The following is a 26,611-nucleotide window of genomic DNA, read 5'->3' as shown; positions in this document are numbered from 1 at the left end:
AGACAGGTGAAAAGCTAGCCGTTTTCGCGCAGGATGTTGCCTGCGAGATAGAGTGAGCCGCAGATCAGGACACGTGCTTGCGGGTCTTTTTGTGTTATCGCGTTCAGGGCGTCGCCCACACTGTTTGCCGTGCTGGCGGGAAGGGCGACTTTGGCGGCTGCGGCTGCGGTATCCTCGGCGCTGAGCGTTGCGGCCTCGCCCGGTATCGAGACGGCTATTAGGCTTTGGGCCTGTGTGGCCAGCGGGGCCAGATAGCCCGTGACATCCTTGGTGTTCAGCATGCCGCAGATCATATGGGTCGGGCGCTTGGGCAGCTTGGCCAGAACATCGGCCAGCGCGATGCCTGCGGCGGCATTGTGGCCCCCGTCCAGCCACAGTTCCGCTTGCGGGGCCAATTGCACCAGCGGTCCGGTTTTCAGGTGTTGCATACGCGCGGGCCATTCGGCTTTGGTCACCGAGGCGTCATAGGCCGCATCGCCGAGGTTCAGATGGCGCAGCACCGCCAGAGCGGAGCCTGCGTTCTGAATCTGATGCGCGCCTAGCAGGTTGGGCGGGGGCAGGTCCAGCAGCCCGGTTTCGTCCTGATAGACCAACCGTCCCCGTTCTTCGTAGACATGCCAGTGCTGCCCGTGGGCGATCAGCGGCGCGCCCAGTTTGGCGGCGGTGCGTTCGATGACCTCCATCGCCTCATCTGGCTGAGGTCCGACGATGCAGGGCACGCCCCGTTTGATGATTCCGGCTTTTTCGGCGGCGATTTTTGCAAGCGTGTCGCCCAGAAACTGTTCGTGATCAATTGAGATCGGCGTGATCACGGTCACAGCGGGCTTTGGGATCACATTGGTCGCGTCCAGACGTCCGCCAAGTCCGACCTCGAGCAAGGTGTAATCGGCCTGCACGCGGGCGAAGGCAAGAAGGGCGGCGCAGGTTGTGATCTCAAAATAGGTGATGTTTTCGCCGCCATTGGCTTCGTAGCATTCATCCAGAACAGCGGTCAGGTTGGGTTCCGAGATCAGCTCTCCGGCCAGTCGAATGCGTTCGTGGAAACGCGCCAGATGGGGTGAGGTATAAGCGTGGGCCGACAGCCTTGCCCCTTCGAGCCCGGCGCGGATCATCGCCTGGGTCGAGCCTTTGCCATTGGTGCCCGCGATGTGGATCACGGGCGGCAGTTTGGCTTGTGGATTGTCCAACGCGGCCAGCAGCTTCCAGACGCGGTTCAGAGTCAGGTCGATGATCTTGGGGTGCAGCGCCATCATCCGGTCGAGGATGGCGTCCGACGTTTGGGCGGTCATTCTTTACCTGCGTCCTCGGCAGGGGTTTCTACCGGTGTTTCTTCGGGTGTCGGGGCGGGCAGATCGCCTTTGACCGCAGGGGGCAGACCCATCAGCATGCGGGTGATGGTGATCAGCTCTTCGCGCATCTCGGTCCGTTTGGTCACGCGATCCAGCATACCGTGATCCAGCAAGTATTCGGCGCGCTGGAACCCCTCGGGGAGTTTCTCGCGAATGGTCTGCTCGATCACACGCGGACCGGCAAAACAGATCAGCGCGTTGGGTTCCGAGATATGCACATCGCCCAGCATCGCGTAAGATGCGGTTACGCCGCCGGTGGTGGGGTGGGTCAGAACGACGATATAGGGCAGGTTTGCCTCTTTCAGCATTTCCACTGCGACGGTGGTACGGGGCATCTGCATCAGGCTGAGGATGCCTTCCTGCATCCGTGCGCCACCCGCAGCCGAAAACAGGATCAGCGGGCGCTTCAGTTTCACCGCTTCCTGCGCGGCGGCGATGATGGCGTTGCCCACAAACATGCCCATCGAGCCGCCCATGAACGAGAAATCCTGCGCGGCGGCCACAATCGGTGTTCGGCCGATCTCGCCCGAGGCGACCAGCATCGCCTCTTTCTCGCCGGTCTTTTTCTGGGCGGCCTTCATGCGATCCGGGTATTTCTTCTGATCGCGGAATTGCAGCGGATCGTCTTTTGGCGCGGGAACGTCGACCTCGGTGAAGATGCCACCGTCGAACAGATGCCGGAACCGCTCGCGCGGGGTGATCGCCATGTGGTGGCCGCACTGGGTGCAGACGTGCTGGTTTTCCGCCAACTCGCGGTGAAACAGCATGGTTCCGCATTCATCGCACTTGTGCCAAAGGTTTTCAGGCACTTCCCGGCGCGAGAAGATCGAGTTGATCCGGGGGCGGACGTAGTTTGTGATCCAGTTCATGTCGGAACCTTGGCTGATGCGGCGTTGACGTCAAATAAGACGCAACGGAAGGAAATGCAATCAGCGCCTGATGGCAAGGCGCGCGGTAAGCCAGCAGACGATCATGACCGCGAAATCCACCAGCAGCCATTGCCGCAGCATGCCGGTGTCTGACATGTCATAGGGCAGCAGAAACAGGGCCAGACCGCTGAGGTTGTCGGGCAATGAGATAAAGAGCAGCGCAACCGCATTGTTGAAGAAATGCAAGGCGATAGCCGGGCCCAGCGTCCCTGCCCGCGCGGTCAGGTCGGCGGCCAGCAGGCCAAAGGCGCAGGACCATGCGGCGACCAGCAGGGCGTTGTCCCCGGCTAGGGCGGGTGCGTAGTGGCCTGCCGCAAACAAGAGGGAGGGTACGCCCATCCAGATCACAGGGGATCGAAATCTAGCGGCCAGAGACTGCTGCAGGTATCCGCGAAACAGGACCTCTTCAGCGCTGGTCTGAATCAGGACGGCGAAGGCTGAGATGGGCAACAGCATCAGCCAGATGCGCAGACTGAGGTTCGCCTGAAGCGGTTCGCCCATGTCATAGGGTGGCAGGACGGCGACGATCGCGCCGAGGATCATCAGGGCGCGCAGCACGCGCCAGAATTGGGCCAGTGTGGGGCCTCGCGCGCCGACAATCGATGGGAAACCGCGCTGTTGAAGCAGGCGCGCGGCGACAGCGACGCCCAGGGTGATGAACCCGAAGCTGCCCAAAAGGACGAACATCGCCAGTGGTGTGCCGCCTTTGAACAGAACGGCGGTCCAGTCATAGGGCGCGATACCGGCAATCGCCGAGAACAGGATCAGGTTCAGTGCGCTGACAAGGACGCCGACCAGAGCGAGCCCGAGCACAATCCGCCACAGTTCGGGCCGGTCGCGGGCGGTCGCGACAAGGCGGTCATGGGCGGCGTAAGCGGCCGGTTCATAGTCACGCATTGTCACCGGCACCCTCAAGGCCCTCGGGCTGGGTCGCGTCCGGGAAGATATCCGCCCCGGCGCTGGCCGCATTGACCCGGTTGGCCAGCGTGGTCAGGTACCCGGCCACGGTCTGCAGCAGTTGTACCGCAACCGTGGCATCGCTTTCGACGACCGCGCGCAGTTCCTCGGCCCCGATCCGCAGGAACGAGCAGTCGTCAATGGCGGTCAGGTCCAGTTGCCGCGCCTCACCGGTGATGATCGACAGATCCCCGATCAGGCGTCCTGGCTCGATGATGGAAACCGTTCGTTTCGCCCCGTCCGGTTCAGACCATTCCAGTTTGGCCTGACCCGCAATGCACAAATACGCGGCATCCGGTATCTGCCCGCGGGAAAAGATCACCTGCCCCGCCGCGGCCTCATACCACTGTGCCGAAAAGGCCAGCAGCCGCTGGTTACGGGCGTCAATGCCGGAAAACAGCTCGGTCGACGCGATGACTTCGATCTTGCGGCTCAGATCGGCCGAGGCCCCTTCGGTGTGCACAGGTTTGGTGCGCGAGACGCCGTCGATCCGCCCGTCTTTGATTTCGACGAACAGGTCATAGGCTTCGGGGTGGGCAAAGTGGTCCTCCATGAAGATCATGACCGAATCCGGAAGCAATTCCCGGAGTTTCAGACGTGTGCGCAGGCGGCTTTCGGAATCGTGGCTGGCCAGCGCTTTGTCGAGGATGAGGATATCCGGGCGCTTTATCCCGGCCCGAGAAAACGCGGCGCGTTCCTGAAAGACCGTCGGCAGGTTGTTTCCGCCCAGACCCGACGGCAGGTCATAGATGATGGCCGCCGCGCGGCGGCGCAGACCGGCCTCGTTCATCGCTTCGGCCACCACGTTTTCTATGTCCTCAGCATGCGCACCTGCCATCAGCGAGACCCGCCCATAGATCGCGTTTTCCATCACCGACAACCGCGGGATGTAAACTTCGGGCGTCACCGGCAGGAACATACCATCCAACGCGCCGCGCAACTGTTCCGCCCGCGCCTTGCGGATGGCCAGAATCTTATCCTTGTATTCTTCCGGAAAATCCGGGCCGATCTGTTCCGCCGTCAGCAGAAACGGAACGGTCAGCAGCGTTGCGCGCTCGTCATCGTTGATCTCGGCATCGCCCTTGGCCTTGCGGCGGTCTTCGATGTCCAGCAGGCGGTGATACATGTCTTTGGACATGCCCAGCCGCAGGAACAGAGGGTGATCCGTACCGTCACGGCCAAAGGCGTGGTTTAACGTCTCCAGAACCGCGTTTGAAATGCTCATCGCGTCCTCGGCAAGGTCATGCGCGCTGAGCATGGACAAGAACCGCCCGTCGCCTGCCAGAATCTCGGGTGAGATGTCGCGGGCCGGGGCCCCGAACAGAAGGTTGCCGCCCAGAGGAACAGCAGGGTTGAACCGGTCGGGGTCGAATCTGTAGACATACTGGTCCAGCCCCTTGGCACGCAGCCTTTCGTTTACCGTCTGGCGCAAATCGACGATCCCCTGCGCCAGGATTGGGTGCAATTCGGGGTCGAACCGCGTGCGCAGAGTGCGGCGGAACATAAACTCGTCGATGCCCATCGCCTCGACCAGTTCGAACCACCAGTCGCGGATGCCTTCGATGTCATCCAGCCCGGCTAAACCGGGGTCAATCCACTCGTCCGATAGCGAATCCGGCGGGTTTCCGGCGCGCACCGCTTCGATCTGTCGCCGCGTGGGGGTTCTTATGGCCTCTGCTTCGTGCCGTGGGTGGGTGCGCAAGGGCATCATCAGGTTGTCGCCCAGAGTGCCGTCAAACAGATAGGGCCGCGAATAGGCATAGCCGATCCGCGCCGCGATGACGGACTGATGCAGCTCGCGTAGATTGTGCCCGGCCAGAACCACCTCACCCTGAACCGGCAGCACCTCGCGAGTCAGCAACTGGGCCAGCGCGTTGCGCTCGGAGGCATGAGTGGACTGAATCGCCACGCGGGCCCCTTCGGGGATGGTCAGGTCAATGTCTTCCAGAACGGTCTTGCCGTCATTGTCCCGGACGGTCACGTTGTGCAGTTCGATATCACCGGTCAGACGGGGGATCGTTTCGGGCTCGCCCGTGAACAGTTGTTCGGGGATCATGTCCGACGGCGCAAAACGCTCGGTCACGATCTCCCACCTCAACGACATGTCCTGCACCTGATTGTAATAGGTCAGAAGGTCTTTCCACGGGCCGCTCAGGTCCTTGTAGGCCCCAAGTGCGGCGACCAAGGCACCCACCGTGACCTCGCCCGTGATCGCAAGATAACCGCCGACCGAATAGAACAGGAAAGGCGTCATCTGAGTGATCAGGTTGTTGAGGAACTTCATGAAGAATTTCTTGTTGTAGATCTGGAACCGGATCTCGAACAAGGTGCCCAGACGGTGGCTGAACTGCGCCAACCGGTAGCGCCAGCCGCCATTGGTGCGCAGGTCGCTGATGCCTGCGGCGCTTTCTCCGATCTCGGAACTCAGTTGCCGGACCTCTTGGATGCGGTCCTTGTTCAGCAGGTTGATCTGGCGCTGCAGCTTGGGGATCAGCCAGGCCTGCAGCGGGATCAGGGCGATACTCGCCAGCCCGAACCAGACGCTTTGCATGAACAAAAAGGTGACGATCGTCATCATCTGCCCGAATTGAAACACCGGCTGCGCGATGGCATCTCCCATCAGCCCGCCCATCGGTTCGGCCTCTGACGTGATCATCGACACCAGTTCCCCCTGGCTGGTGGTGGCGAAGTAGGATTTCGGAAACCGCATCGCGCGGTGAATCAGCGTGAAGCGCAGACGGCGCAGCATGCGCTCGGCCAGAACGCCCTTCATCGTGTTGATGCGCATTTTCATCAGCCCGCTGACGATTACGGTTGCCAGAAAGGCAAAACACAGGATCAGCAGGTATTGCACCTGTGTCACGGTGATCCCGAACACGGTCACCGTGTTGGCGGGCGCACCGATGGCATCGTTGATGATCTGCTTGGGCAGTTCCAGCGAGGCATAGAGGAACGGGAACGACAAAACCGTCAATACCAAAAGAACAAGCTGTTGTTTCTTCGAGTATTTCCAGATGAATGAAAACAGGGTGGGTTCCATGCCTGGGCCTTGTCCGGAGTGTAAGGAACTGCGCCGTTTGCGATGTTCCGCGTGGATCAGATGGCAGACGGTACGCATTGGTCCCGACCATTGCAAGAATGGGCGCGCGTTTCTTGATCGGCCCCGTAGTGACCGCCCGGATTTCGCAAAATTTTATCCGCTCACCCTTAATTCGCCTTTGTCCCTTACCCTCTGTTTGACTAAACAGAAGCAACTTCAGACGATGGGACCATGGGCAGACTTCTGGACCGCTATCTTCACCGCAAACTTCTTGGGCGCTGGCGCAGGGCGGCCGTGCAAGCGGCGGGTGCGGCGCACCCCATATTGCGCCAGCAGCGCGATCAGGCCCGCGCGCTGCGCTCCCATCTGGACCGGTTGATTCACGAGGCGGATAGCCGCTTGAGCCACCCGCTGATCGGATCGGCGCAGTTCCCCAAACCGGTCGGAACGGATTGGAGCTGGCGGCCCGACCTGTGGCGCGGGCCATTGACCCAACCCGGACTGGCATCGCCGGGGCGAAAGGCCGCTCTGGATGGTCAAGTGACGCTGTTTCACGACTGTCCCCGGGCCGAGATTGCGGCACGTCAGATCAGAAACCGCAAGGAGCGGGACCTTGCCCCATACCGTTTGGCGATCGAGGTGTTCAGCTTCGAGGGCTCTTTCCTGTCGCTCTCCGTCGAATTGCCGAAAGACGCCGCGCAGAACCTAACCGGTCAGCATTTGATATGCGTTGACGCTCTGATCGAAAGCGAAAAGCCCGTTGAGATGTTTGCCCGCCTCAACGTCCAGCACGGCCCGAACGCGGAGCAGGTGTTGCGGCAGATGGATATGTCCGGGCCTTCCAACGCGATTGATTTCGATTTGGCCCACTTGCCTCTGAACGAGCGGCGGATTGAGAAAATCTGGCTGGACCTGATCATCGAAAACCCGCGCATGAACCGCATCGTCCTGCGTGACCTGACCATTTGCCGCCACCACCGCGCCGATTTGTGAGACAGCCTGACATGACGCAACCGACCCTAACGCTAACCCGGTTCGAAAACGGCCAATGGCAAGGCCATCTTCAGGCAGATGCGCAACCCAGCATCGAGGTTCGATATCTGGGCGAGGCGCTGGAAGGCGTCGACCTATCCCCCGCTGATACCGGCTGGACCCTGACCGTGCCCGTGCCGGTTACCGCCCTGTCCGAAGGCGTGCACAGCTTTATTGTCGTCGACACCGCCTCGACCCAAAAACTGGCGGATTTCACCGTGATTGCTGGTGCCCCCGCCGCCGACGATCTGCGGGCCGAGGTCGCGCTATTGCGCGCCGAACTGGATATGCTCAAGCGGGCATTCCGGCGGAACTGTAACGCAGCGAATTGAAGCACGCGCTCTAAAGCCCTATCTTTTCAGCCATTTTCATGCATCATTGAAGCATCCACAAAACAGATTGGGTGCAGCAATGGACCGCAGCAGCATCATCAAAGTCATCGCTCTGATGGTGACAGGTTTTGGCATTGGCATCGACTTTACCGGCGCGCTGATTTTGGTTCCGGCCATCGAAAACTCCTTTGATGCCGACATCACCAGCACCCAATGGGTCCTGAACATCTATGCACTGTTCTTCGCCATGACCATGGTTGCCGGGGGGCGTCTTGGCGACATGTACGGCCACCGGAAGGTGATGATCATTGGACTGACGATCTTTCTGTTCTCATCGGTCATGTGTTTCTTCTCACCCAGCCTGGACTTCCTTATCGTTTCGCGGGCACTGCAAGGGATCGGCGCGGGTTGTGTCTGGCCCTGTACCTTGGCTTTTGGGGCCACAAAGGTTTCAAAACCGGAACACCGCGCTTTGGTCATGGGCCTTATTCTGGCCGGTGTGACAACCGGTAACGTCTTTGGTCCGATGATCAGCGGGCTTGCCGTGAACCTTGGTGAATGGCGGTATTTCTTCCTGGCGAATGTGGTGTTTTCGAGCATCTCGATGGCCACCGCCCTGTTGCTGATGAAGCGAGAGACCCATCACAAACAGGGTGAGCACATTGATTTTGCTGGCATGGCCGTCCTGTCCTTTGCCGTTCTGCTGCTGCTTTACGGGCTGGATGTGGGCGCGGATTGGGGTTGGACCTCAGTCCCCCTGCTGCTGCTGTTCTTCGTCAGCGCGTTTTTGTTTCTGCTGTTTCCAAGGATCGAGAAACGGGTCAAAGAACCCTTGCTGCTGCCCCAGATGATGCAGAACCGGGAGTTTCGCATCACGTTGGGCCTGAATATGTTCAACGTCTCGGCGGCGTTTGTCGGGTTGCTGTATTTCCCGCAATACATGCAAAAGGTTCTGGGCTGGTCGACCTTTGAATCGGCCCTGGGCTTGGCACCGTTGACGATGCTGCTGGCGGTCGGTTCCATCGTGTCCGGCACGCTCTACAATGATTTCGGGCCCAAACGGCTGTTGTTCTGGGGCTACCTGATCGCCACCATCGGGTCGGCCAGTATGATCGTGATGCCCAGCGGGTGGGGGTATTTCCGAATTCTGCCCGGCATGGCGATGATCGGGCTGGGCGCGACTCTGACGGTTGGTCCTTCCGGCACTGCGGCTGTCTGTGCTGTCAAACCCGAACGCGCAGGGCTGGTCGGCGGGCTGAGCTTCATGGTTCATCTGGTCTATGGCGCGATCTCAGTCGCCTTCGCCACAGCCATCATGTACGTGGTCAGCCGGTCCAACCTCCAGGAAAACCTAAGCGCGGCTGGTGTCAATCTGTCAGAGGCTGATCAAAGGGCCATCAATGGTGGCACGCTCAGCACCGACTCGGCCCGCGCGGTCCTGCAGAAGCTGGGACCGGAAGAGGTCGAGAAGGTCAAAACCGCCACCGCTGCCGCCTTTGATAGCGGCATGAGCATGGCCTTTGTCTTTTCGACCATCTCGGTTTCGGTCGGCATCCTGCTGGCCCTCATGCTGGATGAGGAAAAGCTGCACAAAGTCGAAAGCTGACCAGAAAAGAAAGGGCCGCGTCATCCGCGGCCCTGTTGTTTTACTGGGACGGGCCGTTCGGGTTGAAGGCCGACAGACCTTTGAGGATGTCGATGGCATAGGCCAACTGGTAATCCTCTTCCCGCAACTCGGCGGTTTCTTCAGCCTTGGCGCGGTCTTCTTCGATCTGGCGGATTTCATCCTCGCTCAGGCTGTCATTGTTCAGACTGCCGCGCAGGTCCGCCTCGGAGCGAGAGGGCCGGTTGGACTCTTCCTCTTCCGCCTCGGGCACCGGGCGCGGTTGTTCGACGATGATGTCGGGGCTGACACCCAGCGACTGGATCGAGCGGCCCGATGGAGTGTAATAGCGCGAGGTGGTCAGGCGCATCGCGCCGTCGCCGCGCAACGGCATGACTGTCTGAACCGAGCCCTTACCAAAGCTCTTTGTCCCCACAACGATAGCGCGGCGGTGATCCTGCAACGCACCGGCCACGATTTCCGACGCCGAGGCAGACCCGCCATTGATCAGAACCACAATCGGCTTGCCTTCGGCCAGATCGCCGGGCGTTGCGTTGTAGCGCTCGCCTTCTTCGGGGTTTCGGCCACGGGTCGAGACGATTTCACCTTCGTTCAGGAACGCGTCCGAAACCTTGATGGCCTGGGTCAGCAGACCGCCCGGATTGTTGCGCAGGTCCAGAACGAAACCGTTGACCTTCTCGATCCCGCCAGCCTCGACGATCTGTTCTTCAAGGCCTTCCTGCAGGTTCGGGAAGGTCTGATCGTTAAATGTGGTAACGCGCAAAACAACGCTGGTGCCCTGCGTGCGGGCGCGCACGGCGGTCAATTTGATCGTGTCGCGGATTATAGTCACGTCGAACGGTTCCGGTTCACCTTCGCGCACAACGGTGATCACGATCTCGGACCCAACCGGCCCGCGCATCAGATCAACCGCCTTGTCCAGTGTCAGGCCCAGAATGCTTTCGCCATCCACATGGGTGATGAAATCCCCGGCTTCGATCCCAGCGGCATCCGCAGGCGTGTCGTCGATGGGAGAGACAACTTTCACAAATCCCTCTTCCTGCGTCACCTCAATACCCAGCCCGCCGAACTCGCCACGCGTCTGCACGCGCATCTGTTCTGCATCATCGGGCGACAGATAGCTGGAATGCGGGTCAAGCGAGGTCAGCATGCCGTCAATGGCAGCTTCGATCAGTTCCTCGGGCTCGACCTCTTCGACATATTGGGCGCGGATGCGCTCGAAGATGTCGCCGAACAGGTCCAGTTGCTGATAGACGCTGGCCTTGCTTGCGGCCTCCTGCGCCAGCAGGGGTCCTGCGATCTGAGTGGTTGCGATGATGCCTGCCACGGTTCCGGCCAAACCGGCCATAACAAATTTCTTCATACTCGTTTATCCATCCTTGCTGGTCCGAAACCACGATTCCGGGTCCACGGGGCTGTTGTCCTGTCTTACCTCTATATAGAGCGTTTCTGACCGGTCAGTTCCAGTGCCATCACTGGTTGTTGACAATATTGCGCCGATTTCCGGCGTTTTGCCGGGCATGAGGCCTACGGGCGTGCCCTCTGGGATCACCTGTCCCGGCTCACCGTAAACCTCTTGCAGGCCTGAAAACACGAATAAAAGGCCGGGTTGAGGTTCCAGGATCACCAGATTGCCCAGATTCAGCAGCGGGCCGCGATAGCGAATCGTGGCTGCGGTGGGCGACGTGACCAAAGCCCGTGGGCGCGTTCCCAACACAAGACCGGGCCGAGTCACGCCCACAGCGTCGGTCTCACCCGCGCCATGCAGCAGGATGCCCTGAACCGGTAGGGGCACGTCACCCTTGCTATCGGTGATGGTCGCGTCGGTCGAGGCGATTTCCCCCTCCGAGATTTCAGCCAGACCACTTGCAAACCCGTCCAGCGTTTCCGTGGACGAGATCAGGATCGCCGTGCGCACAGGGTCTTCAACAAACCGGCGGGGAAGGTCGGAGCGATCGGCTATGGCCTCGCTTAGCCGGGTGCGGGCATCCTGAACGCCGCCCAGACCTTCGGTCAGGGTGTCCGCCGCGTCCTGTTGCAACAGGCGCAGGGTCTGTACTTCGTGCAGGTCTTTTGCCAGCGCTTCGGCCTTGGCGTTCAGGCCCGGCGTGACTTCGGACAGCATCATGCCCGCCCGCGCGGCGCCCAAAGGACCCGAAGGGTGCAGCATCAAGACCGGCGGGGCGGTGGTTTCGATGGTCTGCAAAACGCCCAGCAATTGCGCCACGTCATCCTCGCGTGCGCGCAGTTCAGCGGTCAGTTGCGCCTCGCGCGTGGCGGCCATGCGCAACCCGTCGCGCATTGCGCTGAGACCGGCCTCGTAGGCTTGAATCGTCTCGGTCAGGGCGCGCACCCGGTCGCGGGCACCTTCGGCCTCGGTCAGGGAAACCGAGGCCTGTTCCAGCAGCGCTGCCGCCTCCAGAGCCGCCTGCGAGGGGTCAGCTTGCGCCGGGGCCGCGAGAAGAAGGGAAACAGCCAGCGCCGCAAACCTCATGACAACAGGCTCTCCCCGGTCATCTCAGACGGTTTGGGCAGGCCCATCAGGTCCAGCAGCGTCGGGGCCAGATCCGACAAGCGACCGTTCCGCAGCTGCGCGCCGTCGGGGCCGCCGACCAGAGCCACCGGCACCGGGTTCAATGTGTGCGCCGTATGCGGACCACCGGTTTCGGGATCGACCATCATCTCGCAATTGCCGTGGTCAGCGGTGACGATCATCGCGCCCCCGGCCTCGTTCAACGCGGCGACAACCTGCGCCAAACCCTGATCGACGGCCTCGCAAGCCTTGATAGCTGCTTGCAGATCGCCGCTGTGTCCGACCATATCCGGGTTGGCATAGTTCGTGACGATCAGGTCATAGCCCGCGTTGATGGCTTCGACAAATTTCGCCGTGACCTCGGGGGCGGACATTTCGGGCTGCAGGTCATAGGTCGCTACCTTGGGCGATTTTGGCATGAACCGGTCTTCGCCCTCTTCGGGGGTTTCCTTGCCGCCGTTCAGAAAGAAGGTGACATGAGGATATTTTTCGGTCTCGGCCAGTCGGAACTGGCGCAGGCCTTGTTTGGCGACCCATTCGCCCAGCGTATTCACGATGGCGCGTTTGGGGAACACCGTGGTCATGTAGGCGTTGTGGCCGTCGGAATATTCGACCATGCCGAGCAGCGCGGACAGGTTCGGGCGCGGTCCGGTGTCGAAATCCGAAAAACCCGGCTCGCCAATCGCCCGCAAAATCTCGCGCGCACGGTCGGCGCGGAAGTTGAGGCAGAAGAACCCGTCCCCGTCTTTCAGGCCCGAGTATCCCTCAAGTACCGTAGGCGCGATGAACTCGTCCGTTTCCGACTGGTTATAGGCATGATCCACCGCAAAATGGGCGGTGTTCTCCCCCCTGCCCTGCGCTTTAATCATGGCGTTATAGGCCTCGGCCACGCGATCCCACCGGTTGTCGCGGTCCATGGCAAAATAGCGTCCGCTGACGGTGACGATCCTGGCCCCCTCGGGCAACCGATCTTCAAGCTCTGCGATGTAGGTAAAGGCCGATTTCGGGGCCACATCGCGCCCATCCGTGACCGCATGCAGCGCCACCGGAACGCCCGCATCGGTGATCGCTTTGGCCGCCGCTACGATATGGTTCAAATGCCCATGCACACCGCCATCCGAGACCAGCCCCATCAGATGCGCCGTCCCGCCCGCAGCCTTCACCTTGGCGATGAAATCCTGCAACGCGGCGTTGTCGAAGAAAGAGCCATCCTCGATCGCCAGATCAATCTGACCCAGATCCATCGCCACAACCCGGCCCGCGCCGATATTGGTGTGGCCGACCTCGGAATTGCCCATCTGACCGCTGGGCAGGCCCACATCCGGGCCGTGGGTGATCAGCGTGGCATGCGGCCCGTTGGCCATCATCGCGTCAAAGGTCGGCGTGTTGGCCAAATAAGGCGCGTTGGCCGCGGTATCCTCCGACAGGCCCCAACCATCGAGAATGCACAGGACAACGGGTTTCGGGGCGGTCATTGAAGGTCTCCGGTAACTGCTCTGCGCCCATCTTCTATCCCTTGCCCGCCAGAGGGTGAACCGTCTTTCCCTCGATTGGCGCAGATTTAATCATACGCGCAGCTAGTCCTTCAGATAGCTCTTGTAAGGTCGCGCCTTGCGGTTGCGATACTTGACTGTCAGGTCCAGCGGCGCATCGTTTTCGTCATAGACCCCCAGGACGATGCCCCTGCCCCGGCTTTTTGTCCGCATCTCGATCAGTTGTTGCTCGGACCGCGTGGTGCGCTGCGAGGCCCGGCGGGTCCAGGTGAACAGATGATCGTACATCTCGGCGATGACCTCGGCGTGCTCGGCGCTGTCGCCCAGATCGGTCAGTTCATCCGGGTCGTTTTCCAGATCGAACAGGATGGGCCGGTGGCCGCCCTCACAATGGATCAACTTCCATTTCCTGTTCGCCACCATGAACATCACCGCATCGCGGACCGAGGCGTTCAGCACATCCGCAATCGGCGAGCCTGAGTAGTCGTATTCGCAGATCACCACGTCGCGGGGCAGGTCGTCGGCCTGCCCGTGCAAGATCGGTAGCAGAGAGTGCCCTTCCAGAATATGCGTCGGTACCTCTCCGCCGGCGGTATCAACAAATGTGGGGGCCAGATCGATGGATTCCACCAGCGCGTCGCTGACCGTGCCGCGTGTGGCGTCTGCCTCGGGCGAAGGATCGTAGATGATCAGCGGCATTTTGGTCGAGGCGTCGTGGAAGAAGGTCTTTTCCCCCATCCAGTGATCGCCCAGAAAATCGCCGTGATCCGAGGTTAACACGATCACCGTGTCGTCCATCCGCCCGGCTTTCTCCATCCAGTCAAACAGCCGCCCCATCTGATCGTCCGCCTGTTTGATCAGACCCATATAGGCTGGGATCACCGCCTCGCGTACATCTTCCCGCGAAAACGCCTGCCCGACCTTGGTATCCATGAACGCCTTGAGCACCGGATGTGCGTTCTGTCGTTCCGCCTCGGATCGAACCACGGGCAAAATGTGGTCGGGACCGTACATCGAGGCATAGGGCTCGGGCACGATGTAAGGCCAATGCGGTTTGATTAAGCTCAGATGGCAGCACCAGGGGCCGTCATGGCTTTCCATGAAGTCGATGCCGCGCCCGGTCAGATAGGGGGTTTCGCTGTCTTCTTCGGCGATGTTTGCGGGCTCTTGCGCGTTTTTCAGAAACCAGCCGGACAGAACGTTGCCCTCGGCGTCCAGCCCGGAATTGGCAAAGTCATGCCACGGGTTGTCGCTTTCATAGCCCTTGGCTTTCAGGAACTTGTTGTATTCCTTCGCGCCGTCCGGGTCGTAAAACCCATCCGGCCCCTCGGGCAGCATCCCGTCATCCCGTTCGAACACGTCAAAGCCACACTCGGCAACGCGGGCTCCGATCAGGCTGTCGGGTTCCAGACCCAAGCGGGCCATCCCCTCGGCATCCGCGCGCATATGGGTCTTGCCGACCAGCCAGCACTCCATCCCCGCCTTGCGCAGATGATCGCCCATCGTAATCTCACCAACTTTCAGCGGAATGCCGTTCCACGAGGCACCATGTGAATGCACATAGCGACCGGTATAGGTGGACATGCGGGAACTGCCGCAGATAGGGGACTGGATATAAGCGCGGTTGAAGCGGACGCCCTTCGCGGCCAGCCGGTCGATATTCGGGGTGTGCAGATGCGGATGCCCGTAACAACTTATGTAGTCCCAGCGCAACTGGTCGAACATGATGAACAGGATATTTTTGGCTTTGGCCAATTGTGCCCCTCCCCCAAGTGGTTCGGGGCTATCTAGCCAATTCCTTTCGGGCAGCGCAAATGCGGATTAAGCCTCACGCTCCATCCGGTCCAGCATCTTCTTTGCGCGCTTGCATTGAAGCTGGTCACGCAAGGGGCTGTTCGGATCGACGTCCTTTTTGCAGACCACGCATTTATCCGCACCCGAGATCGCGTTCAGCCCGCCGCAGCTGCCCTTGATGGTCTTGCCCATCAGCATCACACCCAGCGACATGCCCACCATGACGAGGGCTAACAGAATGAAGGCCAGAATAAAGGTGCTCATCTCGGGTTCCGCCGGTCAGTTGCCGCCAAGCGCGTCTTTAAACGCGCTGCTGTGCATCGTAATATACGCATCTTCACCGCCTGTCACATCCCGCGCGATGAAATACACGGCAATTTTATGCTTTTCAGCCAGTTCCATGCCCTTTTCCTGCCCCAGCGCCAGCATCGCCGTCGCCCAGGCATCGGCCATCATGGCGTTTTCCGCCAGAACGGTGACCGAGGTCGTGCGGTGCGTGATTGGCCTCCCGGTTGTCGGGTCAATGATGTGGGAATAACGCACGCCGTCCTTTTCGAAGAAATTCTTGTAGTCGCCGGAACTTGCCATGCCGCGATTGTCCAGCGACACGATCAACTGAACGCTTTGCGCGCCGGGTTCAGGTTTTTCGATCCCGATGCGCCAGGCCTCACCCTGATCGTTTTGACCTTTGGACACCAAATCGCCGCCGATCTCGACCAGATAGTCCTCGATCCCGGCATCGCGCAGGGTCTCAGCCACAGCGTCGATCCCGTAGCCTTTTGCAATGGCGGACAGGTTGATCCCGACTGCGGGGTCGGATTTTGCCAATGTCCCGGCCTCGGTGTCCAGCGTCAGCAACCGGGCCTGCCCCACGCCATTCAGCGCAGCGGTGATGTCTTCATCCGACGGTACCGGGTCTTCCGGTTTGCGCGGGCCGAAGCCCCAAAGTTCGATCAGCGGCCCAAGAGTTACGTCGAAGGTGCCACCGGTCTTTTCGTGCACCTCGTTTGCGGCGGTCATCACCAGCGCGAACTCGGGGGAAACCGGCACGGGGTCGGTGTTTGCGGCGGCGGAGAAGGTCGAGACCTCGGAATTCGGGTCCCAGTTGGACATCTTGGCGTTGACGTCGGCGAGCGTCTGATCAACGGCCTGGGCCAGCGCGTCGGCGTCCAGATCCTCACCAATGGCGGTGATGTTGAAGGTCGTACCCATGGTTTCGCCCGACAGGCGCACGACGTCGGGTTCCTTGTCGAACAAACAGCCGGAAACAAGTGTGACAAAGGCCAGAACGGGCGCAAAACGCATCGGGGGTTCTCCTGGAAAATCCGTGCCCGGCATATGCCAGCGCCCCCGTTCAGAGTCAAACCACCGTCAAAGCTTGAGCGGCAGAAAACCCAGCGCCAACAAGCCAATCCCCGCCGGTACGCCGAACAGCCAGGCCCGTTTGCGCCATCCAGGCGGCTGCTGTTTCCACAGTTTGCGGAAATTATGGCCGCAGACGACCACCACGAAAAAGATCAGCACAGCCAGCGGCGGGGTCAGATAGAGGTCATTCAAAGCCTAGCGTATCCTTGAGAAGCAGCGGAATTCACCGATGCGGGCATTTGCACCCTATACAGATCGTTTAGCTGCGCTAAGGTGAAAGGGAAAGACTTTGAAGTATAAGGAGGAGATTGCCCATGGCCCCAAGCTCTTACCAGTCCCCATCGCGCGGCGACAAGGCTGACAAGACAACCTATAGCCAGTCGACGGAATCGAACCTGTCCTATGCGCAGACGACCGTGGCCAAGCTGCTTGAGGGTAAGGGGGATTCGGTTTTCTCAGTCCGTCCCAACGATACGATCCATTCCGTTGTGAATACCCTCAAGGACAAGCGGATCGGCGCGGTGGTTGTGACCGACCAGAACGGTGCTTTGCAGGGCATCCTGTCAGAACGCGACATCGTGCGGCGCATGGCGGATACGCCGGGCCAGACCCTGCCGCAGGCCGTTGAGGAGTTGATGACGACGGACGTCAAATCCTGCACGCCGGATGATCTGCTGAATGACGTGCTGAAAACCATGACCGAGGGCCGTTTTCGTCACATGCCGGTTTTGAAAGACGGCAACCTGTGCGGCGTGATCACGATTGGTGATGTTGTGCATTTCCGTTTGAAAGAACTGGAATACGAAGCCCTGCGCATGAAGCAGATGATCGTCGGCTGAGCCCGCGATCACTCGGGACTGGCCCATCGGGCCGGTCAACGTGTTGAGATAAACTGAACCCCGCCCGGAAAGATTTCGGCTGCCGTCAGGCGGCCGGTGGCAAAAGCGCCGGTGTCGATTGAGATGACCCCCCGCATAACCCGCGCCTGATCCACGATTGTATGACCGTGCACGACCCATTGCCCGTCTGCCCGGCGCGCCCGCGAATAGTGCGGTCGCCCCCACAGGCAGGTCTGCCGGGACTGATCGTCAATCGGTTTGTCCGGGTCCAACGCCGCATGCACGACCGAGACATTGCCGCTGGTCCAGATCAGAGGGCGGTTCGACAGCCAAGTGACCAGCGTCTCACCCATAGCCTGCCGTAACTGCGCGGCTACGGCGATGGCGTTGTCGTCGGGTTTCACCTCGGTGATCCCGAAAGAGGCCAACGTTTGCAGTCCGCCATTGCGGAACCACAACCCGTTGGCCTGCTCAGGGTCGTCGAGAAAGCGCAGCAGCATTTCTTCGTGATTTCCTAACAGGCAAATAACGCGCCCGTCGGAGGTTTCGCTGAGGTGATGCAAATGGCGCAGCACCTGCGCGCTATAATCGCCCCGGTCGATGTAGTCGCCTACAAAAACAGTGCGGCAATCGCCGTCAATACGGGCAAGAATCGCCTGCAACAGATCGAGACGGCCATGAATGTCCCCAACCGCGTAAAATCGCTCAGCCGGAGCGATTGCGGGCACATCGTCCTCCGCGCCCTGCGTCTGGCGTTTTGCCAAAAGCCGTTTGATCCAGTCCGTCAACATGTGGGCCTATCCCTACCCGGCGCAGGCTGTGGCGACAATTGGCAATCGTTTCGATTGAAGGCCCGTAGGCGTCTGATATGACTGTGATGACGGGCATCATTTGATCAGATCAGCGCGCAGAGGGTTTTATGAAACGGGTTTTGGTTACAGGTACAGCGGGCTTTATCGGGTTTCATCTGGCCCGATTGCTGCTGGCCGAGGGCTTTCGCGTGCATGGCTACGACGGGATGACCGATTACTACGACGTCACCCTGAAGCAGCGGCGGCACCAGATGCTGATGCAGACAGCGGGCTTTTCGGCAACCGAGGACCTGTTGGAAAACCACGACCGTCTGATGCAGGTCGCCGATGAGTTTCGGCCCGATGTCATCGTCCACCTCGCCGCACAGGCTGGGGTGCGCTACAGCCTTGAACATCCGCGCAGCTATATCGACTCGAACGTCGTGGGCACCTTCAACGTGATGGAGGTCGCACGACAGCACAAGGTGGACCACCTGCTGATGGCATCGACCTCATCCATCTACGGTGCCAGCGAGGATATGCCCTTTACCGAGGTTCAGAAGGTCGACAATCAACTGACCATTTACGCCGCGACAAAAAAAGCGAATGAGGCGATGGGGCATTCCTATGCCCATCTGTGGGACCTGCCGACAACGATGTTCCGGTTCTTTACCGTCTACGGCACGTGGGGGCGGCCGGATCTGGCCTATTTCAAGTTCGTTGCCGCCATTCTGGATGGCCGTCCGATTGACATCTACAACCACGGCGACATGTATCGCGACTTCACCCATGTCGAAGATCTTGTGCGGGGCATTCGGTTGTTGATCGACACCCCTCCTGTCCGGCCTGCCAGTAGCGATGAGATCGTGGATGGCGACAGTCTGTCCCCTGTCGCGCCCTATCGCGTTGTCAACATTGGCAACGGAGAGAAAGTCCGCCTGATGGACTTCATCGAAGCCATCGAAGAGGCGGTCGGCCAGAAGGCCATCCGCAATTATATGCCGATGCAGTTGGGCGATGTTCCGGCCACATGGGCCGACAACAACCTGTTGCAACGCCTGACTGGCTATCGCCCGCAGACCGAATTCAAGGACGGGATCCAACAGTTCGTCGAGTGGTATCGCGACTACTACGGGAAGTGAACGGGGCATTCTCGCAAAAGAAAACCAGCGCAGGGTGCGCCGGTTTCTTGTGTCTTACCCGCCGAAATCGTCGAGCATGATGTCTTCGCGGTCCACGCCCAGATCCAGCAGCATGTTGATTACCGACTGGTTCATGATTGGCGGACCACACATGTAGTATTCGCAATCCTCGGGCGCGGGGTGGTTCTTGAGGTATTCCTCGAACAGCACGTTATGGATGAAGCCGGTATAGCCTTTCCAATCATCCTCGGGCTGCGCGTCTGATAGGGCCACGTGCCATTCGAAATTGTCGAACTCTTTGGCCAGCGTGTCGAAGTCTTCGACAAAGAACATCTCTTTCTTCGAGCGGGCACCGTACCAGAAGCTGATCTTGCGGTTGCGGTTCTCAAGGCGTTTGAGCTGGTCGAAGATATGGCTGCGCATCGGCGCCATCCCGGCACCGCCGCCGATGAAGACCATCTCTTTCTCGGTCTCGCGGGCGAAGAATTCGCCAAACGGACCCGAGATCGTGACTTTATCGCCCGGTTTCAGGTTGAAGATGTACGACGACATTTGACCCGGCGGGATACCGTCCGAGCCCGGAGGCGGCGAGGCCACGCGGACGTTCAGCATGATCATGCCCTTCTCGTCCGGGTAGTTCGCCATCGAATAGGCGCGCTCGATCGGCTCACCGACGACGGATTTGTACTGCCACAGATTGAAGCGATCCCAATCCTCGCGGTACTCCTCTTCCACATCGAAATCGGTATAGGCCAACTGGTGCGCGGGCGCTTCGATCTGGATGTAGCCACCGGCGCGGAAGTTCACGTCTTCACCTTCCGGCAGGTCCAACGTCAGGGCCTTGATGAAGGTCGCCACGTTCTCGTTCGACCGGACCGTGCATTCCCATTTCTTGACGCCAAAGACCTCTTCCGGAACCTCGATATCCATGTCCTGCTTGACCGCGACCTGACAGGACAGGCGGTCTCCGCAAGATGCCTCGCGCTTGGTGATATGGCTTTCTTCGGTTGGCAGGATTGACCCGCCGCCGGAATGCACTCGTACCCGGCATTGCGCGCAAGTGCCGCCGCCACCGCAGGCGGAGGGCACGAACAGTTTCTCGGCTGCCAGCGTCTGCAACAGTTTGCCGCCCGCCGGAACGGATACGGTTTTCTCACCGTTGATGGTTATGTTGACGTTACCGGTCGACACCAGACGCGAGCGGGCCGCCATGATGATCGCGACCAGTCCGATCACGATCAGGGTGAAAAGAGCGACGCCCAGGGTAAAGGTTTCCATCGCCGCCTCCTTACAGTTTCACGCCCGAGAAGGACATGAAGGCCATCGCCATCAGCCCTGCGGTGATGAAGGTGATACCAAGACCCTGCAACCCGTCGGGAATGTCTGAGTATTTCAGCTTTTCCCGAACACCCGCCATCGCAGTGATCGCAAGCGCCCAGCCAAAGCCCGAAGACAGGCCATAGGTTGCCGCCTCGGCGAAGTTGTAGTCGCGTTCCACCATGAACAGCGAGCCGCCCAGGATGGCACAGTTCACCGTGATCAGAGGCAGGAAAATCCCCAGCGCGTTGTAAAGCGGTGGGAAGTACTTATCGAGGATCATCTCGAGGATTTGAACCATCGCCGCGATCACCCCGATATACGAGATCAGACCAAGGAAGGTCAGGTCCACATCCGGGAAACCGGCCCAAGACAGCGCACCCGGTTTCAGCAGGTAGTTCAACAGCAGGTTGTTGGTGGGCACGGTGATCGCTTGCACGACCATAACCGAAATTCCCAGACCCAGCGCGGTCGAAATCTTCTTGGACACGGCGATGAAGGTACACATCCCCAGAAAGAAGCTGAGCGCAAGGTTTTCGACAAAGATGGCCTTTACGGCCAGTGAAATCAGACCTTCCATCAGTGCGCCTCTACCTGCTGGATTTTGTATTCACGCTCTTCCACCTGGTTCGGTTTCCATGTGCGGAAGGCCCATATGATCAGACCGATAATGAAGAACGCCGAGGGCGGCAGCAGCAGCATGCCGTTGGGTACGTACCAACCGCCATTGTTGACGGTCTGCAGAATGGTGACGCCAAACAGTGACCCGGCACCGAAAAGCTCGCGAATGAAGCCGACCAGCAGCAGGATCAGGCCGTAGCCCATGCCGTTACCCAAACCGTCTATAAAGGACGCAACCGGAGGGTTCTTCATGGCAAACGCCTCGGCCCGGCCCATCACGATGCAGTTGGTGATGATCAGGCCGACGAAGACCGACAGGGTTTTCGAAATCTCAAATGCATAGGCTTTCAGCACCTGATCCACCAGAATTACCAGCGAGGCGATGATCACCATCTGCACGATGATGCGGATTGACCCGGGGATCTGGTTGCGCAGGCATGAGATAAAGAAGGACGAGAACGAGGTCACAAATGTCACCGCCAGCGCCATCACAAAGGACACCTGCAGCGATGAGGTGACAGCCAGCGCGGAACAAATGCCCAGCACCTGCAGGGTGATCGGGTTGTTGTCGACAAGCGGGTCGACCAGCATCTCTTTCTTGGTCTGAGACATCAGAGTTCTCCTGCTTGCAGTTTGGCCAGGAAGGGACCGTAGCCCGCATCACCCATCCAGAATTTCACCAGGTTATCGACACCAACCGAGGTCAGCGTGGCACCGGCAAGCGCGTCGATATAGAAATCAGGCCCTGCGGCGGGTTGCGATTTGGCGACAGTGATCTGCAACTCGCCCGCGTCATCGCGCAGACGTTTGCCGTTCCACAGCGCTTTCCAGCGCGGGTTGTCCACCTCGGCACCCAGACCGGGCGTTTCGCCATGCTGATAGAACTGCAGGCCGTAGATATCGTTGCCGTTGTTCTCCAGCGCAATAAAGCCATAGAGCGTTGACCACAAACCGTATCCGTGCAGCGGCAGGATCACCTTGTCCAAGTCCCCCGCGTCGTCCCGCAGCAGATAGATCACCCGGAATTTCGACTTTCGGCCAATGCCTGCTGGATCGTTGTCGAGCGCCACGCTCAGCTCAGGGTCGCTGGCGGCGGCGATGTCGTCGAAAGTGACCGGGTCAAACTGGTCGTCCACGAACTCACCAGTGGACAATTCCAGCACATGCGGCTCGAACGCCGCAAATGCCTCGGTCACGTCGATGCCGGGTTCGTACACCCCGGCGACCTGCAGAACGTTGACCTGCTTGTCTTTCAGCCGGTTGGCATCTTGCACCGGACGCAGGCTGACAGCCGCAGCAGACACAACCATCGAGGCCACCAGACAGACGGCGACGGCGATGAAGATCGTCTTGCCGACCGAATCCGGCGAGGCCGCCAGAAACTTGGCCAGAGCGCCCTTCGGTTCGTTGGATTGCGTATCAGACATGGCGACGCGCCCTCCGTTTGATGTTGGCCTGAACGACGAAATAGTCGATCAGCGGTGCAAAGACGTTGCCGAACAGGATAGCCAGCATCATGCCCTCGGGGAAAGCGGGGTTAATGACGCGGATCATCACAACCATGACACCGATCAGCGCGCCATAGATATAGCGGCCCGTGTTGGTGTGGCTGGCCGAAACGGGTTCGGTCACCATGAAGGCCAGACCGAAGGCATAGCCGCCCAGCACGATGTGCCAGTACCACGGCATTGCAAACATTGGATTGGTGTCCGATCCGATCAGGTTCAGCAGCAGGGTAAAGCCGATGGTTCCCGCCAGACAGCCGATGATCAGGCGGTAATTGGCGATCCGCGTGGTCAGCAGGAAGGCCAGACCGATCATGCAGGCGAGCGTTGAGGTTTCGCCAAAGCTGCCCTGAATCTGCCCGAAGAACGCATTCCACCAGGTGATGCCATCCGCCGCCAAAGCCTGATACCCGTCCGAGGCGGAAACCGACAATGCCGTCGCGCCCGAGAACCCGTCGACCGGGGTCCAGACCGTGTCACCGGACATGTTCGCGGGATAGGCGAAATACAGGAACGCCCGGCCCACAAGCGCGGGGTTCAGGAAGTTCTTGCCGGTGCCGCCAAAGACCTCTTTGCCGATCACCACGCCGAAGATAATGCCAAGCGCAACCTGCCAAAGCGGTGCGGTTGCGGGCATGATTAGCGTGTAAAGCATTGAGGTCACAAGAAAACCTTCGTTCACCTCATGGCCACGCACGGTGGCGAATATGACCTCGAATATCCCGCCCGCGACCAGTGTCACGATGTAAATCGGCAGGAAATACATGAGCCCGTGCATCACGTTGGCGAAGATGCTGTCCGGGTTCAGCGATATGCCAAACGCCTGCAGGATCGCAATCCGCCAACCTGTCGCCGACTCTGCGCCCAAAGCGGCAATGGCCGAGTTGGCCTGATAGCCGGTATTATACATTCCCCACAGAATACAGGGGATCGTGGCGATCACGACATAGGTCATGATCCGCTTCATATCCACGTACGACCGCGCATGAGGCGCTGCGGTGGTTACGGTTTTCGGAGTGTAGATGAAGCTTTCCACCATCTCGTAGATGGGGAAGTACTTCTCGTACTTGCCGCCCTTGGTAAAGTTCGGCTCGATCCGATCGAAGAAGCTGCGCAAACCCATTTCGGATCAGCCCTCCTTTTCAATCTTGGTCAGGCAGTCGCGCAGCGCCAGCCCGTATTCATATTTCGCCGGGCAGGCAAAGCCCACAAGGCCCAGGTCTTCTTCATCCAACTCCAGCGCGCCAAGTGCCTGCGCTGTGTCCGTGTCCATCACCAGCAGCGCCCGCAGCAATTGCGTCGGCAGATAATCCTGCGGCATCAGCTCTTCGAAGACGCCCGTGGGCACCATTGCGCGCCGCCCGCCGTTCAGGTTGCTGGTCAGAGCGTAGAGCTTTTTCGCGAAAGCCGAACCCAGCACCGGCTGAACCGAGAATTTCGACGGCATAGGGCGAATCCAGCCCATCGGGATCTGGTCGTGATCCTCGCGGATCACGGTGACCTGACGCGCGAACCGGCCCAGATAGGCGGTTGGCCCCTCGGCAAGCTGTCCTGACAGGATCGAGCCCGAGATGACACGCGGCGTTCCGTCCACATTGATCTCGTCGCGGGTCAGGTCCTCGGTCGAAGCGCCCATGACCGTCCGGATAAGCCGCGGCTGGCGCGCACAGGGGCCGGTGAGGGCCACAACAATGTTCGGGTCCAGATGACCGGTCTGCATCAGGCGGCCAATTGCGATGACGTCCTGATACCCAATCGTCCAGACCTGCTTGTCCCCTGCCAAAGGTTCAAGGAAATGGATATGCGTCCCTGCCAGCCCCGCCGGATGCGGTCCGGAAAACGCAGCAGCCTCGACACCAGCAACGTCCGAGCCGGGAACGGTATCGCCTTCCTTGTGGCACAGATAGGTTTTGCCCTCGGTCAGTTTCGCGATCGCGGCCAGACCTGCTGCAAACGCGTCCCCTGCATCGGCAATGATCAACGCTGCGTCGGCGGCCAGCGGCTCACTGTCCATCGCGGTGACAAAGATCGCTGTTGGTTTTTCCGCAGGCGCAGGCAACTTGGAATAGGGCCGCGTGCGGAATGAGGTCCAAAGACCGGAGGCACACAGCTTTTCGGCCACCCCTTCGGCGCTGTCGCCATTTCCGACGCCCGAGAAATCGATGCCCGCATCGTTGGGATCAGAGACCTCGATCACCACGCTCTGCAGCACACGACGCGCGCCGCGATTGATGGCGACGACCTTGCCGCTTAGGGGGGCGACCATCATCGCCTCGGGCACATCCTTGTGGCAGAACAGCGGCGTGCCGCGCTGAACCGTATCGCCTTCCTGCACCAGCATGCGTGGCTTCAGCCCAAGGTAATCCGACCCCAGAACCGCAACGGTGGAAAACTCAGGCCCCGGCTGGATGGTCTGTTCGGGTGCACCCAGAACCGGCAGTTCCAACCCTTTTTTCAGTTTGAAAGTTTGCATCTTGCTACGGTCTTCCAAGCCTCTTTCCTGCGCCAACTATTGTACGCCATGCGATCATGACGTCCAAATAGCGCGGATCGTTTGGCTTGCCGAGACGCAAATGCATCATAAACCCACCGGAATCCGCTGGCATTATTCCGATCAGGGACCCTTTACGCGCACACGCTGCGAAACGCAAACCTGTTACCGCCAAAACCAACAGCGGCTAGTCACTTTATACTGATCTTATTGCAAAACCCGCGAAACAACCCGGAAAAAGCGTATCGCGCCCGTTTTACTTCCGGTGTAATCAATCGCCATGAACGCATCTGACGAATTTGAGATTTTCCTGGTGGCAACGCCGGGTTTGGAAGCGCCCCTATGTGCCGAAGCCAAGCAGCACGGATTCGGCGGGGCCAGAGTGATCCCCGGTGGTGTCACTTGCAAGGGCAACTGGTCCGAGGTCTGGCGCGCCAATCTGTGCCTGCGCGGAGCCAATAAGGTTCTGGTCCGTTTGGGCAGTTTCCCGGCTGTGCATCTGGCCCAACTGGACAAACGGGCGCGCAAATTCCCCTGGGCGGACTTTCTGCACTCCGATATCCCGGTCAAGGTCGAGGCCACCAGCCGCAAATCCCGCATCTACCACGCGGGCGCTGCGCGTCAGAGGATCGAGCGGGCGATAGCCGAGACGCTCGGCGCACCGATCTCGCCGGACGCCAACCTGCGCGTGCTTCTGCGCATCGAAAAAGACCTGTGCACATTCTCGGTGGATACATCAGGTGAGCCCTTGCACAAACGCGGCCACAAACCGGCGGTCGCCAAAGCCCCGATGCGCGAGACGATGGCCGCCATGTTCCTGCGCGAATGCGGGTTTGACGGATCAGAGCCGGTTCTGGACCCGATGTGCGGATCGGGCACCTTTGTGATCGAGGCCGCCGAGATTGCCCTTGGGCTGCTGCCCGGTCGCTCTCGCCACTTCGCATTCGAAGATTTGGCCGGGTTTGACCCGAAGGCATGGCAGGCCCTGCGCCAGGCACCGCCGGCCCTGACCCCAGAGGGGCGTTTCTATGGCTCCGACAGGAACGCGGGCGCGATTGAGGCCGCCTCAACCAACGCCCAACAGGCAGGCGTCGCTGACGCCACCCGTTTTTCCCAGCGTTCCGTCAGCGACATCAAACCGCCCGAAGGGCCCGCTGGACTGGTTATCGTCAACCCGCCCTACGGCGCCCGGATCGGTGACGAAAAGCGCCTCCGGTCGCTCTATGGCAGCCTGGGCAAGACCCTGATGTCCCGCTTTTCCGGCTGGCGCGTGGGGATCGTGACCAGCAACGCCTCATTGGCCCGCGCAACTCGCCTGCCCCTTCTGCCCCCAGGACCGGTTGTGGACCACGGCGGCACCAAAATCCGCCTGTACCGGACGGATGCCCTGCCCTGACGCCAGAATGGGTCGCGTTATTCCGGATGCGCATGCGCCACAGAATCCCTCTTGCACATCC

At 60.0% G+C, this 26,611-nt stretch carries 24 protein-coding genes; 6 read left to right on the top strand and 18 right to left on the bottom strand.

Annotated features, from left to right (window positions below; genetic code table 11):
* Positions 1–14 precede the first annotated feature (14 nt).
* The 4 genes from ACR0JN_RS11710 to ACR0JN_RS11695 are packed head-to-tail and all read right to left on the bottom strand — an operon-like array spanning position 15 to position 6,275.
* On the bottom strand, positions 15–1,289 hold the full coding sequence (locus ACR0JN_RS11710) for a bifunctional folylpolyglutamate synthase/dihydrofolate synthase (RefSeq protein WP_480885785.1): 1,275 nt from the start codon (positions 1,287–1,289) through the stop codon (positions 15–17).
* Positions 1,286–2,218, bottom strand: a complete 933-nt coding sequence (accD, locus tag ACR0JN_RS11705) for an acetyl-CoA carboxylase, carboxyltransferase subunit beta (RefSeq protein ID WP_480885784.1) — start codon at positions 2,216–2,218, stop codon at positions 1,286–1,288. The genes ACR0JN_RS11710 and accD overlap by 4 nt, the downstream gene beginning before the upstream one ends.
* 60 nt (positions 2,219–2,278) lie before the next feature.
* Positions 2,279–3,175: a CPBP family intramembrane glutamic endopeptidase gene (locus ACR0JN_RS11700; RefSeq protein WP_480885782.1), complete on the bottom strand. Its 897-nt coding sequence runs from the start codon at positions 3,173–3,175 to the stop codon at positions 2,279–2,281.
* Positions 3,168–6,275 carry an ABC transporter transmembrane domain-containing protein gene (locus ACR0JN_RS11695; RefSeq protein ID WP_480885780.1) on the bottom strand — a complete coding sequence of 1,036 codons (3,108 nt, stop codon included), beginning with the start codon at positions 6,273–6,275 and terminating at the stop codon, positions 3,168–3,170. Before ACR0JN_RS11695 ends, ACR0JN_RS11700 begins: the two co-directional genes overlap by 8 nt.
* Positions 6,276–6,506: 231 nt before the next feature.
* Between ACR0JN_RS11695 and ACR0JN_RS11690 the strand changes: the two genes are divergently transcribed.
* The 3 genes from ACR0JN_RS11690 (at position 6,507) to ACR0JN_RS11680 (ending at position 9,245) form a co-directional block, all read left to right on the top strand.
* On the top strand, positions 6,507–7,268 hold the full coding sequence (locus ACR0JN_RS11690; RefSeq protein WP_480885778.1) for a DUF6478 family protein: 762 nt from the start codon (positions 6,507–6,509) through the stop codon (positions 7,266–7,268).
* A gap of 11 nt (positions 7,269–7,279) precedes the next feature.
* Positions 7,280–7,639, top strand: coding sequence for a hypothetical protein (locus ACR0JN_RS11685; RefSeq protein WP_480885776.1), 360 nt, complete (start codon positions 7,280–7,282; stop codon positions 7,637–7,639).
* 79 nt (positions 7,640–7,718) lie between these two features.
* Complete coding sequence (locus ACR0JN_RS11680) at positions 7,719–9,245, top strand: MFS transporter (RefSeq protein WP_480885774.1); 1,527 nt, start codon at positions 7,719–7,721, stop codon at positions 9,243–9,245.
* Positions 9,246–9,285: 40 nt separating this feature from the next.
* Here ACR0JN_RS11680 and ACR0JN_RS11675 read toward each other — a convergent pair whose 3' ends face one another.
* The 7 genes from ACR0JN_RS11675 to ACR0JN_RS11645 form a co-directional block, all read right to left on the bottom strand.
* Positions 9,286–10,626 (bottom strand): S41 family peptidase, encoded by a 1,341-nt coding sequence (locus tag ACR0JN_RS11675; protein ID WP_480885772.1) that lies wholly within the window; start codon positions 10,624–10,626, stop codon positions 9,286–9,288.
* A 6-nt stretch (positions 10,627–10,632) separates the two neighbouring features.
* Complete coding sequence (locus tag ACR0JN_RS11670; protein ID WP_480885770.1) at positions 10,633–11,757, bottom strand: murein hydrolase activator EnvC family protein; 1,125 nt, start codon at positions 11,755–11,757, stop codon at positions 10,633–10,635.
* Positions 11,754–13,271, bottom strand: coding sequence for a 2,3-bisphosphoglycerate-independent phosphoglycerate mutase (gene gpmI / locus ACR0JN_RS11665; protein WP_480816104.1), 1,518 nt, complete (start codon positions 13,269–13,271; stop codon positions 11,754–11,756). The genes ACR0JN_RS11670 and gpmI overlap by 4 nt, the downstream gene beginning before the upstream one ends.
* Positions 13,272–13,373: 102 nt before the next feature.
* A complete protein-coding gene (locus ACR0JN_RS11660; protein WP_480885768.1) occupies positions 13,374–15,044 on the bottom strand; it encodes a sulfatase-like hydrolase/transferase in 1,671 nt (556 codons plus the stop codon).
* 66 nt (positions 15,045–15,110) lie between these two features.
* On the bottom strand, positions 15,111–15,347 hold the full coding sequence (nqrM, locus tag ACR0JN_RS11655) for a (Na+)-NQR maturation NqrM (protein WP_480885766.1): 237 nt from the start codon (positions 15,345–15,347) through the stop codon (positions 15,111–15,113).
* A 15-nt stretch (positions 15,348–15,362) separates the two neighbouring features.
* Positions 15,363–16,388 (bottom strand): FAD:protein FMN transferase, encoded by a 1,026-nt coding sequence (locus tag ACR0JN_RS11650; RefSeq protein ID WP_480885764.1) that lies wholly within the window; start codon positions 16,386–16,388, stop codon positions 15,363–15,365.
* Between the two features lie 66 nt (positions 16,389–16,454).
* Positions 16,455–16,640 carry a hypothetical protein gene (locus ACR0JN_RS11645; protein ID WP_480611639.1) on the bottom strand — a complete coding sequence of 62 codons (186 nt, stop codon included), beginning with the start codon at positions 16,638–16,640 and terminating at the stop codon, positions 16,455–16,457.
* 122 nt (positions 16,641–16,762) lie between these two features.
* Between ACR0JN_RS11645 and ACR0JN_RS11640 the strand changes: the two genes are divergently transcribed.
* A complete protein-coding gene (locus tag ACR0JN_RS11640) occupies positions 16,763–17,287 on the top strand; it encodes a CBS domain-containing protein (RefSeq protein ID WP_480885762.1) in 525 nt (174 codons plus the stop codon).
* Between the two features lie 35 nt (positions 17,288–17,322).
* Here ACR0JN_RS11640 and ACR0JN_RS11635 read toward each other — a convergent pair whose 3' ends face one another.
* Positions 17,323–18,078, bottom strand: coding sequence for a metallophosphoesterase family protein (locus tag ACR0JN_RS11635; RefSeq protein WP_480885760.1), 756 nt, complete (start codon positions 18,076–18,078; stop codon positions 17,323–17,325).
* 128 nt (positions 18,079–18,206) lie between these two features.
* Here ACR0JN_RS11635 and ACR0JN_RS11630 point away from each other — a divergent pair, with 128 nt between their 5' ends.
* Entirely contained in the window at positions 18,207–19,220 is a 1,014-nt protein-coding gene (locus tag ACR0JN_RS11630) for an NAD-dependent epimerase/dehydratase family protein (protein ID WP_480885758.1), read from the top strand.
* A gap of 54 nt (positions 19,221–19,274) precedes the next feature.
* On the opposite strand, the gene nqrF is transcribed toward ACR0JN_RS11630, so the two are convergent.
* From nqrF to ACR0JN_RS11600, 6 genes are read right to left on the bottom strand one after another with little or no spacing between them, the layout of a single operon-like run.
* Complete coding sequence (gene nqrF, locus ACR0JN_RS11625; RefSeq protein ID WP_480885756.1) at positions 19,275–20,498, bottom strand: NADH:ubiquinone reductase (Na(+)-transporting) subunit F; 1,224 nt, start codon at positions 20,496–20,498, stop codon at positions 19,275–19,277.
* Between the two features lie 10 nt (positions 20,499–20,508).
* Positions 20,509–21,117: an NADH:ubiquinone reductase (Na(+)-transporting) subunit E gene (nqrE, locus tag ACR0JN_RS11620; protein ID WP_170389343.1), complete on the bottom strand. Its 609-nt coding sequence runs from the start codon at positions 21,115–21,117 to the stop codon at positions 20,509–20,511.
* A complete protein-coding gene (locus ACR0JN_RS11615; RefSeq protein WP_170495196.1) occupies positions 21,117–21,770 on the bottom strand; it encodes an NADH:ubiquinone reductase (Na(+)-transporting) subunit D in 654 nt (217 codons plus the stop codon). Before ACR0JN_RS11615 ends, nqrE begins: the two co-directional genes overlap by 1 nt.
* Positions 21,770–22,585, bottom strand: coding sequence for a Na(+)-translocating NADH-quinone reductase subunit C (locus ACR0JN_RS11610; protein ID WP_480885754.1), 816 nt, complete (start codon positions 22,583–22,585; stop codon positions 21,770–21,772). The genes ACR0JN_RS11615 and ACR0JN_RS11610 overlap by 1 nt, the downstream gene beginning before the upstream one ends.
* Positions 22,578–23,786, bottom strand: coding sequence for an NADH:ubiquinone reductase (Na(+)-transporting) subunit B (locus tag ACR0JN_RS11605; RefSeq protein WP_480816094.1), 1,209 nt, complete (start codon positions 23,784–23,786; stop codon positions 22,578–22,580). The genes ACR0JN_RS11610 and ACR0JN_RS11605 overlap by 8 nt, the downstream gene beginning before the upstream one ends.
* Positions 23,787–23,792: 6 nt before the next feature.
* Complete coding sequence (locus ACR0JN_RS11600) at positions 23,793–25,136, bottom strand: Na(+)-translocating NADH-quinone reductase subunit A (RefSeq protein WP_480885753.1); 1,344 nt, start codon at positions 25,134–25,136, stop codon at positions 23,793–23,795.
* Positions 25,137–25,434: 298 nt separating this feature from the next.
* Here ACR0JN_RS11600 and ACR0JN_RS11595 point away from each other — a divergent pair, with 298 nt between their 5' ends.
* Positions 25,435–26,550 carry a THUMP domain-containing class I SAM-dependent RNA methyltransferase gene (locus ACR0JN_RS11595; RefSeq protein ID WP_480885752.1) on the top strand — a complete coding sequence of 372 codons (1,116 nt, stop codon included), beginning with the start codon at positions 25,435–25,437 and terminating at the stop codon, positions 26,548–26,550.
* Positions 26,551–26,611 lie beyond the last annotated feature (61 nt).

The organism is Ruegeria sp. G12, assembly GCF_056533565.1.
Note: the sequence above shows the minus strand (reverse complement) of the source record. Positions and strands in the feature narration are given on the sequence as shown.

Bases quoted from the DNA above. Each gene is read 5' to 3' on its own strand.
- ACR0JN_RS11675 (WP_480885772.1), bottom strand. From the start codon at position 10,626: ATGAAGAAATTTGTTATGGCCGGTTTGGCCGGAACCGTGGCAGGCATC.
- ACR0JN_RS11595 (WP_480885752.1), top strand. From the start codon at position 25,435: ATGAACGCATCTGACGAATTTGAGATTTTCCTGGTGGCAACGCCGGGT.
- accD (WP_480885784.1), bottom strand. From the start codon at position 2,218: ATGAACTGGATCACAAACTACGTCCGCCCCCGGATCAACTCGATCTTC.
- ACR0JN_RS11630 (WP_480885758.1), top strand. From the start codon at position 18,207: ATGAAACGGGTTTTGGTTACAGGTACAGCGGGCTTTATCGGGTTTCAT.
- nqrM (WP_480885766.1), bottom strand. From the start codon at position 15,347: ATGAGCACCTTTATTCTGGCCTTCATTCTGTTAGCCCTCGTCATGGTG.
- ACR0JN_RS11700 (WP_480885782.1), bottom strand. From the start codon at position 3,175: ATGCGTGACTATGAACCGGCCGCTTACGCCGCCCATGACCGCCTTGTC.
- ACR0JN_RS11680 (WP_480885774.1), top strand. From the start codon at position 7,719: ATGGACCGCAGCAGCATCATCAAAGTCATCGCTCTGATGGTGACAGGT.
- ACR0JN_RS11650 (WP_480885764.1), bottom strand. From the start codon at position 16,388: ATGCGTTTTGCGCCCGTTCTGGCCTTTGTCACACTTGTTTCCGGCTGT.
- gpmI (WP_480816104.1), bottom strand. From the start codon at position 13,271: ATGACCGCCCCGAAACCCGTTGTCCTGTGCATTCTCGATGGTTGGGGC.
- ACR0JN_RS11600 (WP_480885753.1), bottom strand. From the start codon at position 25,136: ATGCAAACTTTCAAACTGAAAAAAGGGTTGGAACTGCCGGTTCTGGGT.
- nqrE (WP_170389343.1), bottom strand. From the start codon at position 21,117: ATGGAAGGTCTGATTTCACTGGCCGTAAAGGCCATCTTTGTCGAAAAC.
- ACR0JN_RS11635 (WP_480885760.1), bottom strand. From the start codon at position 18,078: ATGTTGACGGACTGGATCAAACGGCTTTTGGCAAAACGCCAGACGCAG.
- ACR0JN_RS11685 (WP_480885776.1), top strand. From the start codon at position 7,280: ATGACGCAACCGACCCTAACGCTAACCCGGTTCGAAAACGGCCAATGG.
- ACR0JN_RS11695 (WP_480885780.1), bottom strand. From the start codon at position 6,275: ATGGAACCCACCCTGTTTTCATTCATCTGGAAATACTCGAAGAAACAA.
- ACR0JN_RS11640 (WP_480885762.1), top strand. From the start codon at position 16,763: ATGGCCCCAAGCTCTTACCAGTCCCCATCGCGCGGCGACAAGGCTGAC.
- ACR0JN_RS11710 (WP_480885785.1), bottom strand. From the start codon at position 1,289: ATGACCGCCCAAACGTCGGACGCCATCCTCGACCGGATGATGGCGCTG.
- ACR0JN_RS11605 (WP_480816094.1), bottom strand. From the start codon at position 23,786: ATGGGTTTGCGCAGCTTCTTCGATCGGATCGAGCCGAACTTTACCAAG.
- ACR0JN_RS11615 (WP_170495196.1), bottom strand. From the start codon at position 21,770: ATGTCTCAGACCAAGAAAGAGATGCTGGTCGACCCGCTTGTCGACAAC.
- ACR0JN_RS11670 (WP_480885770.1), bottom strand. From the start codon at position 11,757: ATGAGGTTTGCGGCGCTGGCTGTTTCCCTTCTTCTCGCGGCCCCGGCG.
- ACR0JN_RS11690 (WP_480885778.1), top strand. From the start codon at position 6,507: ATGGGCAGACTTCTGGACCGCTATCTTCACCGCAAACTTCTTGGGCGC.
- nqrF (WP_480885756.1), bottom strand. From the start codon at position 20,498: ATGGAAACCTTTACCCTGGGCGTCGCTCTTTTCACCCTGATCGTGATC.
- ACR0JN_RS11610 (WP_480885754.1), bottom strand. From the start codon at position 22,585: ATGTCTGATACGCAATCCAACGAACCGAAGGGCGCTCTGGCCAAGTTT.